Genomic DNA, 15935 nt, shown 5'->3' on the forward strand with positions numbered 1-15935 from the left:
AGCTGTATAAGTGAAGTATATCTTGGCCCTACCATTCGTTTACTAAATAAACAATAAGTATCTAAAACCCCGGCTAGTTGTAACAAACTGTCTAATTTTATTTCTTTTTAAATGAGGTTTCTCGGTGTTTGCGTAGCTTTGTTTGGCCCAGTGGATTGAGTATGTAAAGCTAACGGCCTATCTCAATTCGTAAAATTATTAGCAATGGTGTCAATCATGAATTCCAAACTCTCTAAAGCATTAGGTTTAGGATTATTCACAAGTGTGATGAGCGTAGCGGCATTTGCTGAGCCACCGGTTCAACCAGGTGAAACACTTGAAAGCTTGTCTAAAGCTAAAATTAGTACCAAGGTGAATGGTCAGGAAGCCTCTTTAGAAAGCTTGGTGAACTCTGGTCAGATTCGTCTGGTCGATCCGCGTGCAGCAGCACCGCAACCAGCCATGCCAAACACACAGGCACCAATGCCCAATGATCCAGCAATGACTCAGGCACCAAATTCAGGTACTGTTTCTCCTCAACCACCTGTCACAGAACCAGGTATGAATGAAGCAGAGGTGCCGGCCAATCTGGTTGAACCAGCCACTGAATCAGAAGTAGACGCCAGTACGTCTATGACGATGCCTCAACAACCAGCACTGGAAGAACAACAAGCAGCTGTACCAACAATGTCTGAAGAGCAACAGCAAGCAGCTATTGCTTCAGAACAACCGATGCCTGAAGCACAGCAACAAGCGGCTGTGACTGAAGCAGATGTGAGCAATGAACAAACTGAAATTGCAGCTCAATCTGATGCAGAGCCAGTACTGATGGAAGAACCTTTGAATGCTGCACCTGAAGTGCCGGCTGCGGTAGAACTCGAACAATAATCTGAAACTCATTTATTTATTGTTTCTCTCATAAAAAAACCAGAGTGTGCCTCTGGTTTTTTTTTATGCTTTTTATTTTATTTACATCTGAATCTGGGTGCCCAGCTCGACCACACGGTTGGGTGGAATTTGATAGAAATCACTGACCGGACTGGTATTGCGCTGCATAGAAATAAACAGCTTTTCCCGCCACGGTGCCATGCCCTCACCCACAGTATGCATAATCCGTTCACGTGAAATAAAGAAACTGATCTGCATCAGGTCATATTCAAAATCCCATTGCTCATAGGCCTGTTGTAAAGCTTCCGGAATATTCGGCTGATCCTTAAAACCATAATAGATAAACACCCGGTAAAAATGCTCACTCAGTTTTTCCAGTTCAATCCGGTCCTGCCTGTCAACAAAAGGAATATCCCGGGTAATCACCGTCAACATGATATTGCGTTCATGCAAGACCTTATTGTGCTTAATATTATGCAGCATGGCATGCGGAACAATATTTGGTGTGCCTGTCAGGAAAATGGCATCGCCTGGCACAAATTTGGTACCTTCGCCCATCGAAATACTTTTAATAAACAGATCAATCGGCAAGGCATCCTGTTCCAGACGATTCAGCACCAACGCACGCCCGTCTTTCCAGGTCATGAGAATCGTAAATAGTACCGCACCAATCAGAATTGGCACCCAGCCACCCGAAGTAATTTTCAAGGACGTTGAAGCCACAAAGACTAAATCCAGTGCCAGGAATGGCACAGCAAATAAAGCTACTTTCCAGACCGGCCAACGCCAGAATCCATAAGCCAGAATCGAGATCAGAATGGTGCCGCAGAGCATGGTCATGGTCACCGCAACACCATAAGCACTGGCCAGATTGGCACTATTTTCAAACAGTAAAATCAGGATCAGCACCGAGATAAACAGCATCCAGTTAATGAAAGGCAGATAAATCTGACCACGCTCCAATGCAGAGGTATGCTTGACTGACAGGCGCGGCAAATAACGCAATTGAATGGCCTGATTGACCATAGAAAATACGCCAGTAATGACCGCCTGTGAGGCAATCACCGCCGCTGCAGTCGCCAGTCCAATCATCGGAAACAAGGCCCAGTCTGGCAGCAGCATATAGAAAGGATTCGCCAGTGCTTCAGGACTACGCAGTAACAAGGCGCCTTGCCCGGCATAATTCAGCAATAAACATGGCAAGACAATAATGAACCAGGCCAGACGAATCGGCAGACGGCCAAAATGCCCCATATCGGCATAAATCGCTTCACCACCAGTCATGGTCAGAATGACCGCCCCCATGGTCAGAAAAGCCACATAAGGCTGGTCAACTACAAAATGATAGGCCCAGTAGGGATTCACCATCCAGAGTACAAATGGGGTCTGGATAATACTCCACAAACCAAAACCGCCAATCGACAAAAACCAGAGCATGGTTAAAGGCCCAAAGAACTTGCCCATCGTGGCTGTGCCATGTCGCTGAACCATAAACAGCCCGGCCAGAATCCCGATCGATAAAGGCACCAGCCACTGATTGAAAATGGGTGTGGCAATACTCAGGCCTTCAATGGCTGAGAGCACGGAGATTGCCGGGGTAATAATCCCATCACCGAAAAATAGTGATGCACCGACAAAGCCCAAAGCAATCAGGAATATTTTCTTTTGATCAGAGATTCGTGTGGTACGCAGGTTTAATGCCAGTAGTGACATGATCCCGCCTTCGCCGTTGTTATCGGCACGCATGATCACCATGACGTATTTAAAGCTGATGGTAAGCATCATGCACCAGAAAATCAGGGACAGGATGCCGAGTACAGAAGCTTCGCTAATGGCAAGGTGTGCGGTGAGGAAGCATTGGCGCAGTGCATAGAGCGGACTGGTACCAATATCTCCGAAAACGACCCCAAGCGCAGCCAGTGTAATCACTGGGAGAGCTGCCTTTTGTGCAGTGCTTTGCATATATTGTCTTCGTTTTTTAACAAGCATTTTTGCGAATCATAGCACCGCATTAAAAGTTTTTCTGCAAATCAATTGTTTCAGCTTGGCACAGCTGGTTTTTTTCGCTATTATCCTCGGCCTATGGTGAGGTGTCCGAGTGGCTGAAGGAGCACGCCTGGAAAGTGTGTAAACGTTTATAGCGTTTCGAGGGTTCGAATCCCTCTCTCACCGCCAGAATTTAAAAACCCGAATCACATGATTCGGGTTTTTTATATTTAATTTTATCCATCATCTGATTAGCAAAAAAAATCATCTGCTTAGATCTTAAAATATTATTATCCATCGTCTTATGCAAATCATTGAATTGATATCAATCCTCTTTCATAGAAATCTGTTGCAACACAACACTTACGCTCAATTCTATTTTTTAAAATCTTCATTTTTCATCAGCCAGAAAACTGATGAATTGTGCAGTTTCTGTACGCCATTTATTTCAGGTTTTTATTTATGTGTTCAAATAAAAAACTGGCACAGAAATAGCTTAATTTTATTGTCATCAAAGCTATGTTATGTTGCTTATAAATCAACTAAAAGGAGAATAAAAACCACAGGATAGAAAGAAATAACCAAGTGAACCGGGCCATTCAAATTTGAAGTTAAAAATAGATACACTGCTATTCGGAGAGCGAACATGAATAACAGCGCAAACTATGCCAAACAGATTAAAAATGCAAAACGTGGCGGTTATACCCCAACCATTGCCAAGGACATCAATAAACATAAAATTCAAAAAGCCTTGAGACTCATCGAACAGTGGAGAAGCCTCGCTCAAGAACTCAAACCTCAAATGCAGTTTGATATGGCCTTTACTTTAGAGGAATGTGCACAAGAATTAGATCGCATCTTGAAAAACAGATAAACCTTATAACCGACTCATATCCAGAACCAATCCTGTGCTTTCACCCTCGCCCATATCTTCACATATGGGCGATTTCTTTGCGCATAGCCCAAAACAGAACTTTTCATCCATCGGGTCAAAATAAACAAATCCTGCCGAAACAGTTTAAACGGTTATTTTTTGGCTTGCGTGACCAAAAAAAATCTGTAAAATGCACTCCACCATGCCGGCATAGCTCAGTTGGTAGAGCAACTGACTTGTAATCAGTAGGTCCACAGTTCGAATCCGTGTGCCGGCACCATATCTTAGCCTCGCTTTTTAGTGAGGCTTTGATGTTTCTGGGTTTTGGTATTTTCAGCTGAGTCTTCTTGCACTTTCTAGTGCTTCGATTGTGCCGTCACTTGCACATATCTCACAATCCCTTCCTGATATAATTTTCGGCCTAGTTTCGCTGTCATCTGAATTTTAAAATGATCCAGTTTTGAACCTTGAGCCTGATCATCTGATGCTTTTGAATTCAAAGTTTTTTGCACATAATCCGCAAAGCCTGAAAATACCGGCTCGGACAGATCCTGAATCTGGATATTTTTAAATTCAAAACGATCCAGACAGGCATATAATGCACCCACTGTCATTAAATCTTTTAAATTCACATCGGCAGATTTCAATAAAAACTGATATTTACGCCGTTGTAATGCATTTAAATTTTCCCAACGCTCGGACAAAACCAGATGATGAAAACCAATCCGCGCATTTGAATTTAAAACACTGCGGACCTGCTCCAAGAATACAGGCACAGGGCTGTGATAAGCCGCATCTAGGCATAGCACCACATCAAAACGCTGGGAAAACAGCAATTCTTTTAAACGCAAAAATGACGCCTGATAAATGGCATTCAGTTCTGGCAAATGTTGCTGAATATTAGCCACACAGGCAGCCTGCAGCTCAACCCCGGCCAGATATTGCACCTGATAATGTTGCTGCCAGTGCAGCAAGCTGGCGCCCTGACCGCAGCCCAAATCCAGCAGTTTATCTTTTGAATTTAAATTTACAGTTTGCGCAAGGTGATCGGCCAGCATACGACAGGCAGCCGCATAATCCTGCTGACCGGCTTGCCAATACCCTAAATTGCTCCAGGGCAATTGCGCGTGATCGCCCAACACAGCGGCATCAATTGCATACTTGTGCTGGGGAAGATGCTGACGCAGTGCCTGAAGCCATTGCATGGATTAATAACCCAGTTGCGGAGCAACCTCAACCACAGGTTTTAAACCCTGAAATGGTAAAGGCGCACCAAAGATTTCTGCAATCTTCATCGCTGAGGTCACTGCCGATTCCAGAATCGGCAAACCGTCACATGACCATGAACCGCAGAAGAAGACCTTACGGTTGGCATCCAGATGACGTTGCTGCAATTCCTTATTCAGTGCCACCGTATTAGCATCGACGACTGCACGTGTCAGCATTACCGATTTGATCACTTTCTTCGGATCAATGTCGGTTACCGGACGCCAGGTCTGAAACACGGCCGACTTGCCAACCAGAGAAGGTTCAATCGAGTTAAGCCACACGGTAAATTGCTGACGGGTAAATTTACGGTCCATCATATAGCTGAGTACGGCCCAGTCTTTACGTTTTGGCGGCATTACGCTGGCATCGGTATGAATCACCAGTTCGCCTTGTTCGAATTTGAATTTCTTCAATAATTCAATTTCACTGGCGAATTGTACCGGATCCAGGAACTCCTCAATTTTGGTGGTCGGTGTCGCGACAATCACCCGGTCAAACAGTTTTGAATAACCGGCCGCATTTTCAACTTTGACCTGATCGCCCTGCTCTTGTACCAGTGTAATTGCTGAACCGTCTTCAATCTGAATGCCTTCAATCAGCTTGTCGACCAACGCTGGTGTACCGCCTTGCAGACGCAGTAACGCATCGCCATCGGTTAATTGACGCAGAAAAATTAACAACGGTTTAGCTGGCCATTCACCAATGGTTTTCGGATTGCAGGTACAGATGGTATATAGCACCGGCATCACCGCACCGTGCCAGAACACTTCTTCAATCTCGTTACGATTGATAAATTCTGCCAGGCTGATGTCCTGATTTTTCGATTTAAAGAATTTGGTCAATGCAACTTTTAACTGCAACAGGCCTTTGACCAGACGCCAGCCATATTGTTGCAGGCCTTTCCGGTTATTGATGATCGGGATATTGCCAATTCGGCTACGCGATGTGGTCAGCCAGGTTTCAGTTTTATCTTCAAATAACCAGCTGCAGGCCATATAGGTCCGCACCGGATAAGTTTTAATGCCCAGATGCGTGGCCAGACTCAGGGTGTTTTTCCACAGATAGGGGTTCATCACACGTAAAGGTGCGTCAATCAGGCCCCCTTCAAATTCAAGGCTATGACTGTCCATGCCGCGACCTGGAAGTGCTTCAAAAATCGTGATGTGATGCCCTGCGTCCTGGAGAATTCTGGCTGTAGCCAGTCCGGCCATGCCACTACCAATTACTGCGATATCCAAACTGATCATCCGTCATTGAAAAACTACAGAAATTATGTACCATGCGCCAATCAAACAGGTTATTAAAATCTTCCAGAATATATGTTTTTCGTAAAGGCCTTTTTGTTCAATTTCACCTGCTTTTTATTCATTTTTCTGCCTTAGTTAAAATTCCATCAAATCTAAGATTTTATTCATATTTTTATCTAAAAACTTGAAAATTCGCTTTAAAAACAAATAATTTAATTAACCATTTTTATAATCCTTGGTTGACAAATACTTTTTAAATACCTATGATTCGCAGCATAAGAAAACCGTAAATTCATCCGGTTCCATTCAGATGCGTTTATGCGAAAATTGTTTAAAACGACAAGAAACTACAGCGCCTTATAAAATAAAAGCCTCTGCGAAAGCAGAGGCTTCTTTGTTTTCAGGCCTAGTCAATCATGCAGCAGGGTATTGCGCTTACTTGATTGCCTCGCATAAGCCGCTTAAAAAGCATAGAGTGCAATTCCTCAATTCTCATTTTGTTCTCAAATAGAAATCAAATGGCATGATGTTTTTGTCTAGAATTCATAAATCTCTAAACTAAAAAAATAAAAAATCCAGCAACTTGTGCTGGATTTTTTGCTTCAAAGAACTAGGTTTGAATTAGATTTTACCCACCAGGTCGATTGATGGAGCAAGTGTTGCTTCACCTTCTTTCCATTTTGCCGGACAAACTTCACCTGGGTGCGCATGTACATATTGTGCAGCTTTCACTTTACGAAGAAGCTCTTGGGCATCACGGCCAATACCACCCGCGTTGATTTCAATGATCTGGATTTTACCTTCTGGATCAATCACGAAAGTACCACGATCTGCCAGACCTTCAACTTCAATCAATACTTCGAAGTTTTTAGACAAAGTCCAGGTTGGATCACCAATCAATGGATACTGGATTTTACCAATCACGTCAGAGGTATCATGCCAAGCTTTATGGGTGAAATGAGTATCGGTAGACACGCCATAGATTTCTACATCCATTTTCTGGAATTCAGCATACTGATCAGCAAGATCGCCTAATTCAGTTGGACAAACAAAGGTAAAATCTGCAGGATAGAAAAACACCACTGACCATTTACCTTTCAGGTCTTGCTCAGAAACTTCGATGAACTGACCATTGTGGTAAGCAGTTGCATTGAATGGTTTGATTTCAGTATTGATTAAACTCATGAGATATTTCCTCTAGCTTATTTCTGGGATTGCTTATCTTGTGAAGCTAGAATACGAAAAATTTCAAAATAGGTAAAACCGCAAGTTTTTATAAAAATGATCGCTTTTTTAGATCATCAATTTCTATCAGTATTGTTCATCTTATTTATTTTCTCGATGTAGAGCTGTTCTGATCAAAATAACGCCATGCTTTAACACTTCTTAATATTTTAATAAATCATGGGCTTATACAAACTTAATACCAATCTTCAAGACATAAAAAACCCACCGTATTCAGGTGGGTTTTAATGATGATTTACCTTTTTGACCTACATCTCAAAATGGTAAGTCATCATCTAGATCTGCTGCAGGTGCTGCTGTTGGAGCAGGTGCAGATTTTGGCGCAAAACCACTCGGGTTATTGTTGCCATAACCGCCGCCCTGGTTGTTGTTAAAACCGCCTTGCTGTGGTGCTGAACCATAACCTGATTGCGGGTTATTGCCATAACCGCCCTGGTTGTTGTTCGCCTGATTATTGTTATTAAAGCGTGGCTGGTTAAAGCTGCTCTCGCCCTGATCATTTTGAGGACGGCTAGAGTCTAGCATCTGCATTTGTTCACCACGAATTTCCGTCGTATAGCGTTCCTGACCATTCTGGTCAGTCCACTGACGGGTACGTAATGAACCTTCAATATATACTTTTGAGCCTTTACGAAGATATTGCTGCGCAATTTCACCTAAACGGTTATGCAACACGATACGGTGCCATTCCGTTTGTTCTTTACGTTCACCGGTACTTTTATCTGTCCACGAATCGCTGGTTGCGATCGAGAATTGAGTGAGAGAGCCACCATTTGCAAAAGTTTTGGTTTCCGGATCTTTACCCAAAGTACCCACTAAAATAACTTTATTTACACCACGCATTTGCCGTTTACTTCCTATATATTTCTGTATTTTACTTTATAAGAGTTATGCTTAAATGGCTACCTCTTTACCCAACAAGTGCGCTAATTGTTGTCGCGAAGCATCATCAATCTGCTGTTTATCGACTTTTACATAGGCAACTTGCTGTTCAGACATCACCACGACCTCTTCAATACCACGAATCGCCAAAAGCTGAGAAGTCCATTCGTCAGTTTGTCTGCTTTCCGGCAATCGCAGTACCAGCGATGACAGATAGCGTGGCTGTGCCAGGCCAAAACTCATCAGCAGCCAGATTATCGCAATCCCTGTCAGGATACTCCAGCCCATCGAGGTATTGTTCAGCAGTAATAATTGTCCGCCAATCATACCGCCAAAGAACGCCCCTAAAAACTGGCTGCTGGCATTTACGCCCATTGCGGTGGCTTTGGACTGGATCGGTGCCGCTTTCGACAACCAGGACGGCAACAAGGCTTCCATCACATTAAAAGCAATAAAGAACAGCCCTAGACCAATCAGCAAGACATATTTGGATTCAAAACCAAATGCCATCACCATTAGGCCCAGAATAATGCCAGTAATGGCCACCAGAAAAATCGCGCGCATTTTGTGGTATTTTTCTGCCAGGATAATACTTGGAAAAGCAAAAAACAGGCTCAGCACCAACAGCGGCAAATATACCCAGCCATGACTGGACAGTGGCAGATCAGCAAATTCGATCAGCTGCGAAGGTACATAGATAAACATCGCGGTGAGCAATAAATGCAGGGTAAAAACCGACACATGCAGACGATTCAGATCTCCGATTTTGATTACCTGTTTCAACTGTGCCAGATAACCTTGCTGAAAGTTTTGATGATGCCGCATGACCTTAGGCACCATCAACAGCATGGCAATCGCCGCCAGGCCCATCACCGTAGTGACCCAGAACAACCCAGAGATACCCACCAGACCCGTCAGCCAGGGCCCCAGACTAAAGGCCACCACAAAAGACAGGCCGATACTCATGCCCATCATCGCCATGGCTTTCATGCGGTTTTCTTCACGTGTGACATCTGCCAGCAACGCCATCACCACAGCAGATACTGCACCACCACCGGCGATCGCTCGGCCGATAATCACGCCATAAATGGTGTCCGACATGGCCGCAATCGCACCGCCCAGCGCAAATAAGAGCAGCCCCAAAACCACCAGTGGCTTACGGCTATAACGGTCCGCAATCAGGCTGAATGGAATCTGTAACAGGGCCTGGGTCAGACCATAGACCCCGACCGCCAAACCGATCAGTGCAGGCGTCGCATATTGATATGCCTGCCCTGCCACAGAAAACACCGGGATAATCATAAACAACCCCAGCATGCGCAGTGCAAAAATACTGCTCAGGGCAAAGGTTGAACGACGTTCTAAAGCATTCATCATAAATTATGGCGATTGGGTTAATTAATCTGGAGCCCAGATTATAGGACATTCAGCTCATTAATAAGACATGAATTTTACTTGAAATAAAGATGATGCCAATCTAAAAACAAAAAAAGCGCAGCCGGAGCTACGCTTTCATTCAGGGACAGTGCTTTATTTGTCTAAAGCTGCCTGACGTTTCTTGTACTGAATCGAGGCGAATACTGCCCAGACAATAAAAGCCACACCGATCAGACCGGTCACCACTTCTGGTACATGCAGACCGGTTCCGCTGGCAATCATAATGAAAGCCAGTGCACCGATGGCATAATGCGCACCATGTTCCAGGTAGATATAGGCATCCAATGTGCCCTGCTCAACCAGATAAATCGTCATTGAACGGACAAAGATCGCACCAATTGCCAGACCCAGCATGATGATGACCACGTCTGAGGTAATCGCAAAGGCACCGATCACGCCATCAAAACTGAAAGAGGCATCCAGGACTTCTAGATAGAGGAAACCACCAATACCGGCTTTCACTACACCCGTCGGTACGCCATTTTCATCATGACGAATGGCATTGCCTTCTTCATCGACTTCCGGTTCACCACCGAGCATATGGCTCAGAACCTGCACCCCGATATAAATCACAATGCCCCAGATTCCGGCCATAGTCACTGCCAGACGTTTGGCTTCATCGACATTGGCTGCCATGATTAACAAGGCCACCAGTGCAATAAACACCGACATTGCCGGCACATTGGCCAAATTAGACAAACGGCGTTCCACCCGTCTGAACCAGTGCGTATCTTTTTCTTCATCCAGGAAGAAGTTCAGGAATACCATCAACAGGAAAGCACCACCAAAAGCAGCAATTTCAGGATGATGTGCCATTAAACGTGCTGAATATTCTTTCGGATCATTCAGGGCCAGACGTACTACTTCCATAAAGCCCAGGTCTGCAGTCACTGCAACAATGACCACCGGGAAGATCAAACGCATCCCGAAGACTGCAATCAGAATACCGACTGTCAGGAACAGCATTTTCCAGAAATGATCCCAACCCCGTAGGACTGAGGCATTGACAACCGCGTTATCAAAAGACAACGACACTTCCATAATCGCCAGAATAGCGGTGATGGTTAGCGCTGTGAGCATGGTTTGCAGGCCTGCGTCAGGACCATGGGTATAACCCCAATACGCAGACAAACCAAGACACACGATCGAAAATGCAATCGAGAAACCAAAATGTTTCAACATACACAACGACCTTGGATAAATTAAATAAATGTATGGCTGCGAGAGAGCAGCTATACGAATAGGAAAAGTTAAGCTAATTATGAAACTTTTAGCGCATAAACCAAAGCACTTCCTGAGCCGTTTTATCTTATTTTCTGTTTTTAAAATTTGCCGATCTTTTAAACAGCCCGATCTTTGCTATAGTGCCGCATGGTTTAACTTGAACTGCGAAGGATTTTCAGCATGAGTTTTTCACAAGAGGTATGGCAACGTAATCTCACACTTTATCAGAAGACCCTGGCCCTGCCCTTTAATCAGCAACTGGCACAAGGTACTTTAAGCCGTGAAGCCTTTAGTCATTATGTGATTCAGGATGCGCATTATTTACTGGCCTATGGCCGTGCACTGGCCGTGTGTGCCGCTAAAGCTTTTGAAGCGGACGATGTAATCCAGTTTGCCGAGGCAGCCAAAATTGCGATTGTGGTGGAACGTAGCCTGCATGATGGCTTTATGCAAGATTTTGGCATTAGCAAAGAGCAATTTGAGCAGACACCGTTGACGCTGGCATGTCATCACTATACTTCTTATCTGACTTCGACCGCCTGGTCAGAAAGCTACCCGGTGGTGCTAGCCTCGTTGCTGCCTTGTTTCTGGATTTATGCCGAAGTTGGTAAAGATATTGTCGACAACTCTGCGCCGAATAATCCGTATCAAGCCTGGGTGGATACCTATTCAGGAGAGGAATTCCACACTGCGGTGCGGAATGTGATTGCGACCGTTGACCGTGTTGCGGCGCGTGTTGATGCCGATACACTAGAAAAAATGCATGCAGCTTATACGCATGCGGCCCGTCTGGAATGGTTGTTCTGGGACAGTGCCTTTGAGCAACGCCAGTGGCCTGGTCTGGATGAATAAGACGGACGAATAAAAAAAGCCCTGTTTAAGACAGGGCTTTTCGGTTATAGCTGATCAAAAAATTTCTACTGTCATAAACCGATCATAAAAACGGCTTAGTCTGAAAAAAACAAGGATAGAACTGGCCGGTACGCTAGACCTAGCTATAAGCCCCAAATTGCCGAACAATAATTGAGAATAATTATCAATTAATAAAATCAATCCCGGAAAGAGGCAGATGATATGCACACTTTAGGCACCGAAGCGATTCGGGCATTTTTTACCCTGCAATGTTGCTGGCTCAATAATGAAGAAATCTATTTGGAACAAGGCTGTCCAGATTGTAGCTCGGCAGCGACTTATCTGATTTACCATACCAACACGCATATCCAGAAACATCTGCTGAAATTTATTGAAAAGTATCGCTGTCATCAGGCGCGACGTAACGATTTGCTCGACCTGGATTTTTTCCAAAAAGACTATGAGGATTTCCTGCACATTCTGGAAAATGAAGTCAATTTTTATGCACGTCTGCATCATGATGTGTCACGTGAACGCTGCTTTGAAGAGATCGAGTCTATCTTTGAACGCCACTATGCAATGGCTTATTAGGTATTGGCCTTGTACATGATCATTGTGAATATTTAGGCAATCGACTACTGCGTTTGTTAATGTTGTGATGAATTGACCAATCACCGACATAACTTGACGTTTAAAATACTTTTATTTGCACTTGAACATTTTTCATCCGGTATCATATAAGGGTTTTTGATGAATATTCTAGGATCCTTGCATGAGCCAAAGCCACATCCGTATTCGAGGCGCACGTACCCATAACCTGAAAAATGTGAACCTTGATATACCACGCGACAAGTTTGTGGTGATTACGGGACTGTCTGGTTCAGGTAAGTCCTCGCTTGCCTTTGATACCTTATATGCCGAAGGTCAGCGCCGTTATGTGGAATCGCTGTCTGCCTATGCCCGCCAGTTCCTCTCCCAGATGGAAAAACCGGAAGTCGATTCGATTGAGGGCCTAAGTCCAGCGATTGCGATCGAACAGAAATCGACCAGCCACAACCCGCGTTCGACTGTAGGTACTATTACTGAAATTTATGACTATTTACGTCTGCTGTATGCGCGTGTCGGTACACCGTTCTGTCCTGAACATGACTTGCCAATGGTGGCACAAACGGTCACTGAAATGGTCGATGCAGTCAAAACACTGGAAGAAGGCACTGCGCTGTTATTGTTAGCACCGGTGGTGCGTGAACGTAAAGGTGAATATACAGCGCTGTTTGAACAGCTGCAAAGTCAGGGTTTTGTCCGCGCCCGTGTGGATGGCGAGATCATGGAAATTGATCCGCCACCTGAGCTGGATAAAAAGAAAAAACATACCATTGAAGTGGTGGTCGACCGCTTTAAGGTTCGTGATGATCTAGGCAACCGTATTGCCGAAAGTTTTGAAACCGCGTTACGTCTCGGCGGTGATATCGCGATTTTATCCTGGATGAAGGGCGAGCATAACGATCGCGTGTTTTCTGCCAAGCATTCCTGCCCGCAATGTGACCGTGCTGTGGCTGAACTGGAACCACGCCTGTTTTCATTCAACAATCCCTTTGGTGCCTGTCCGGTCTGTGACGGTCTGGGGACCCGCAGCCATTTCAGTGCCGACAAACTGATTCCCAATCCTGAAGTCAGCGTTAGCCAAGGCGCGATTCGTGGCTGGGACCGTCAGCGTCCTTACTATTACAGCATGATCCAGAAAGTCGCCGAGCATTTTGGTTTTTCTCTGGAAACTCCATGGAATGAACTGGATGCCGACACCAAGAAAAAATTTCTGTACGGCACTGGCAAAGAAAAAATTGATCTAAGTTATATCGATGAACGTGGCCGACGTCATAATCGGGTCATTCCTTTTGAAGGAATTTTGCCGCATCTGGAACGCCGTTATCGTGAAACTGAAAGTAATTATGTGCGTGATGATCTGGCGCAGTATTTATCCAATGCTGCCTGTGATGCCTGTGATGGTTCACGTCTGAATGAAATTTCGCGTAACGTGAAAATTCTGGACAAGACCATTGCTGACATTACCCGTATGTCGATTGGCGATGCTGAAAGCTATTATCAAGGTATTCATCTGGAAGGTGCACGTGGTGAAATCGCTGACAAGATTTTCAAGGAAATCCGTGAACGTCTGCATTTTCTGGTTTCGGTCGGCCTGAACTATCTCAGCCTGTCACGTTCAGCTGAAACTCTGTCTGGTGGTGAAGCGCAGCGAATTCGTCTGGCCTCGCAGATCGGTGCCGGTTTGATGGGCGTCATGTATGTGCTGGATGAACCATCAATTGGTTTGCATCAACGTGATAACGACCGTTTGCTGCAAACCCTGATCCGTCTGCGTGATCTGGGCAATACCGTATTGGTGGTCGAGCATGATGAAGATGCGATTCGTGCCGCAGACCATATTATTGATATTGGCCCGGGTGCAGGTGTACATGGCGGGCATGTGATTGCCGAAGGGACTTATGATGAAATTCTGGCCAATCCTGACTCGCTGACCGGAAAATATTTATCTGGCAAGTTAAAAATTGAAGTCCCGAAAAAACGGATTCAACCGCCTAAGCCTGAGGAACAGATCAAGCTGATGGGGGCATCCGGGCATAACCTGAAAAAAGTCGATCTGACCATTCCGTTGGGCATTATGACCTGTGTCACCGGGGTATCTGGTTCGGGTAAATCGACCTTGATTAACCGGACCTTGTTACCTTTGGCGGCAACCCAGCTGAATGGTGCCACCACTTTAACTTCGGAAAAGTTTGAATCGATTGATGGTTTGCAGTTCCTCGACAAAGTCGTGGATATTGACCAGAGTCCGATCGGCCGTACCCCACGTTCCAATCCGGCGACTTATACCGGCCTATTTACCCCGATTCGTGAACTGTTTTCACAGACGCAAGAAGCCAAGGCACGCGGTTATGCTGCCGGTCGTTTCTCGTTTAACGTGAAAGGTGGCCGCTGTGAAGCCTGTGAAGGTGACGGCATGATCAAGGTAGCGATGCACTTCCTACCGGATATGTATGTGCCATGTGATGCCTGTCATGGCAAACGCTATAACCGTGAAACGCTGGAAGTGAACTATAAGGGCAAGAATATTTCCGATGTCTTGCAGATGACTGTTGAAGATGCGATGCATTTCTTTGATGCCATTCCGGTGATTCACCGCCGTCTAGAAACATTGCATCAGGTGGGTTTGGGTTATATTCGTCTGGGTCAGTCTGCGACCACTCTTTCTGGTGGTGAAGCACAGCGTGTTAAACTGGCGCGTGAACTGGCCAAACGCGATACCGGTCAAACCCTGTATATTCTAGATGAACCGACCACAGGTCTGCATTTTCATGATATTGCCAAACTGCTGGATATCCTGCATCAGCTCCGTGACAAGGGTAATACCATCGTGGTGATTGAACATAATCTGGACGTAATTAAAACTGCCGACTGGGTGGTGGACTTAGGCCCTGAAGGTGGTTCGGGTGGTGGTATGATTGTTGCGGAAGGTACGCCTGAACAGGTCGTGAAAGTCAAAGCTTCACATACGGGTAAATTCTTGAAGCCGTTGTTGAAATAAAAATCTCCTCCTAGCCTCCTCTTTGATAAAGAGGAGAAATTCCCTCCTTTCGCAAAGGAGGGTTAGGGTGGATTAAAAAAATAAATCTATTCTTAAATTTGTTGGGGGAACAAAATGCGCTTTTCAGAAAGAATCAATTAGGGTGTTTTGACACTTTTAGCTTAAAAAAATAGCGAAGTAGTAAAATCAAATCGCCAAACACAATTTTACTATTCGCTATGCCTCGTACCATGCTGACAGATCAACACTGGCAAAAGTTGAAAGTTATTCTGCGTAATTTATCCATTCACCACAACTCAAATTTACGCAATTTTATTGAAGCTATTCTCTATAGAATTAGAACAGGCTGTCCGTGGCGAGATATTCCTTGTTGTTTTGGTCATTCAAACTCTATTTTCAAACGTTTTAATCGTTGGTCAAGCAGCGGTAAGTTACTTAGATTATTCAA

General features: G+C 44.8%; 13 protein-coding genes and 2 tRNA genes. 8 read left to right on the forward strand and 7 right to left on the reverse strand.

All coding sequences use genetic code 11. The features are described from left to right. The first annotated feature begins 216 nt into the window (after window positions 1-216). A complete protein-coding gene (locus MTX11_RS08760) occupies window positions 217-867 on the forward strand; it encodes a hypothetical protein (protein ID WP_243474902.1) in 651 nt (216 codons plus the stop codon). A gap of 81 nt (window positions 868-948) precedes the next feature. On the opposite strand, the gene MTX11_RS08765 is transcribed toward MTX11_RS08760, so the two are convergent. Continuing rightward, a complete protein-coding gene (locus MTX11_RS08765; RefSeq protein ID WP_243474903.1) occupies window positions 949-2829 on the reverse strand; it encodes a potassium transporter Kup in 1881 nt (626 codons plus the stop codon). Between the two features lie 122 nt (window positions 2830-2951). Between MTX11_RS08765 and MTX11_RS08770 the strand changes: the two genes are divergently transcribed. The 3 genes from MTX11_RS08770 (at window position 2952) to MTX11_RS08780 (ending at window position 4007) form a co-directional block, all read left to right on the forward strand. Further along, a tRNA-Ser gene (locus tag MTX11_RS08770) sits at window positions 2952-3042 on the forward strand. A 457-nt stretch (window positions 3043-3499) separates the two neighbouring features. Then, on the forward strand, window positions 3500-3727 hold the full coding sequence (locus MTX11_RS08775) for a hypothetical protein (protein ID WP_004647282.1): 228 nt from the start codon (window positions 3500-3502) through the stop codon (window positions 3725-3727). 204 nt (window positions 3728-3931) lie between these two features. Then, a tRNA-Thr gene (locus MTX11_RS08780) sits at window positions 3932-4007 on the forward strand. Between the two features lie 76 nt (window positions 4008-4083). Here the strand turns inward: MTX11_RS08780 and MTX11_RS08785 are convergent. The 6 genes from MTX11_RS08785 to MTX11_RS08810 all read right to left on the reverse strand — a co-directional run bounded on the left by MTX11_RS08785 (window position 4084) and on the right by MTX11_RS08810 (window position 10989). Then, window positions 4084-4932, reverse strand: a complete 849-nt coding sequence (locus MTX11_RS08785; protein WP_243474904.1) for an SAM-dependent methyltransferase — start codon at window positions 4930-4932, stop codon at window positions 4084-4086. A gap of 3 nt (window positions 4933-4935) precedes the next feature. After that, window positions 4936-6243 (reverse strand): FAD-dependent oxidoreductase, encoded by a 1308-nt coding sequence (locus MTX11_RS08790; protein ID WP_005250386.1) that lies wholly within the window; start codon window positions 6241-6243, stop codon window positions 4936-4938. A 621-nt stretch (window positions 6244-6864) separates the two neighbouring features. Further along, entirely contained in the window at window positions 6865-7428 is a 564-nt protein-coding gene (gene ahpC / locus MTX11_RS08795) for an alkyl hydroperoxide reductase subunit C (protein ID WP_243474905.1), read from the reverse strand. 315 nt (window positions 7429-7743) lie between these two features. Further along, window positions 7744-8331, reverse strand: coding sequence for a single-stranded DNA-binding protein (gene ssb, locus MTX11_RS08800; protein ID WP_004281391.1), 588 nt, complete (start codon window positions 8329-8331; stop codon window positions 7744-7746). Between the two features lie 51 nt (window positions 8332-8382). Next, entirely contained in the window at window positions 8383-9747 is a 1365-nt protein-coding gene (locus MTX11_RS08805) for an MFS transporter (protein ID WP_243474906.1), read from the reverse strand. A gap of 153 nt (window positions 9748-9900) precedes the next feature. Beyond that, a complete protein-coding gene (locus MTX11_RS08810) occupies window positions 9901-10989 on the reverse strand; it encodes a DUF475 domain-containing protein (protein WP_004647275.1) in 1089 nt (362 codons plus the stop codon). Window positions 10990-11211: 222 nt separating this feature from the next. Here MTX11_RS08810 and tenA point away from each other — a divergent pair, with 222 nt between their 5' ends. The 4 genes from tenA to MTX11_RS08830 all read left to right on the forward strand — a co-directional run. Then, window positions 11212-11883, forward strand: a complete 672-nt coding sequence (tenA, locus tag MTX11_RS08815; protein WP_180180825.1) for a thiaminase II — start codon at window positions 11212-11214, stop codon at window positions 11881-11883. A 222-nt stretch (window positions 11884-12105) separates the two neighbouring features. Then, window positions 12106-12474 (forward strand): hypothetical protein, encoded by a 369-nt coding sequence (locus tag MTX11_RS08820; protein ID WP_004729209.1) that lies wholly within the window; start codon window positions 12106-12108, stop codon window positions 12472-12474. Window positions 12475-12655: 181 nt separating this feature from the next. Next, window positions 12656-15487 (forward strand): excinuclease ABC subunit UvrA, encoded by a 2832-nt coding sequence (uvrA, locus tag MTX11_RS08825; protein WP_243474907.1) that lies wholly within the window; start codon window positions 12656-12658, stop codon window positions 15485-15487. Window positions 15488-15705: 218 nt separating this feature from the next. Then, window positions 15706-15935, forward strand: a 230-nt coding sequence (locus tag MTX11_RS08830) for a transposase (RefSeq protein WP_243474662.1), incomplete at its 3' end; no start/stop codon positions are given.

Origin of the sequence: Acinetobacter lwoffii (assembly GCF_022809915.1) — a bacterium.
Classification (GTDB): domain Bacteria; phylum Pseudomonadota; class Gammaproteobacteria; order Pseudomonadales; family Moraxellaceae; genus Acinetobacter; species Acinetobacter lwoffii_M.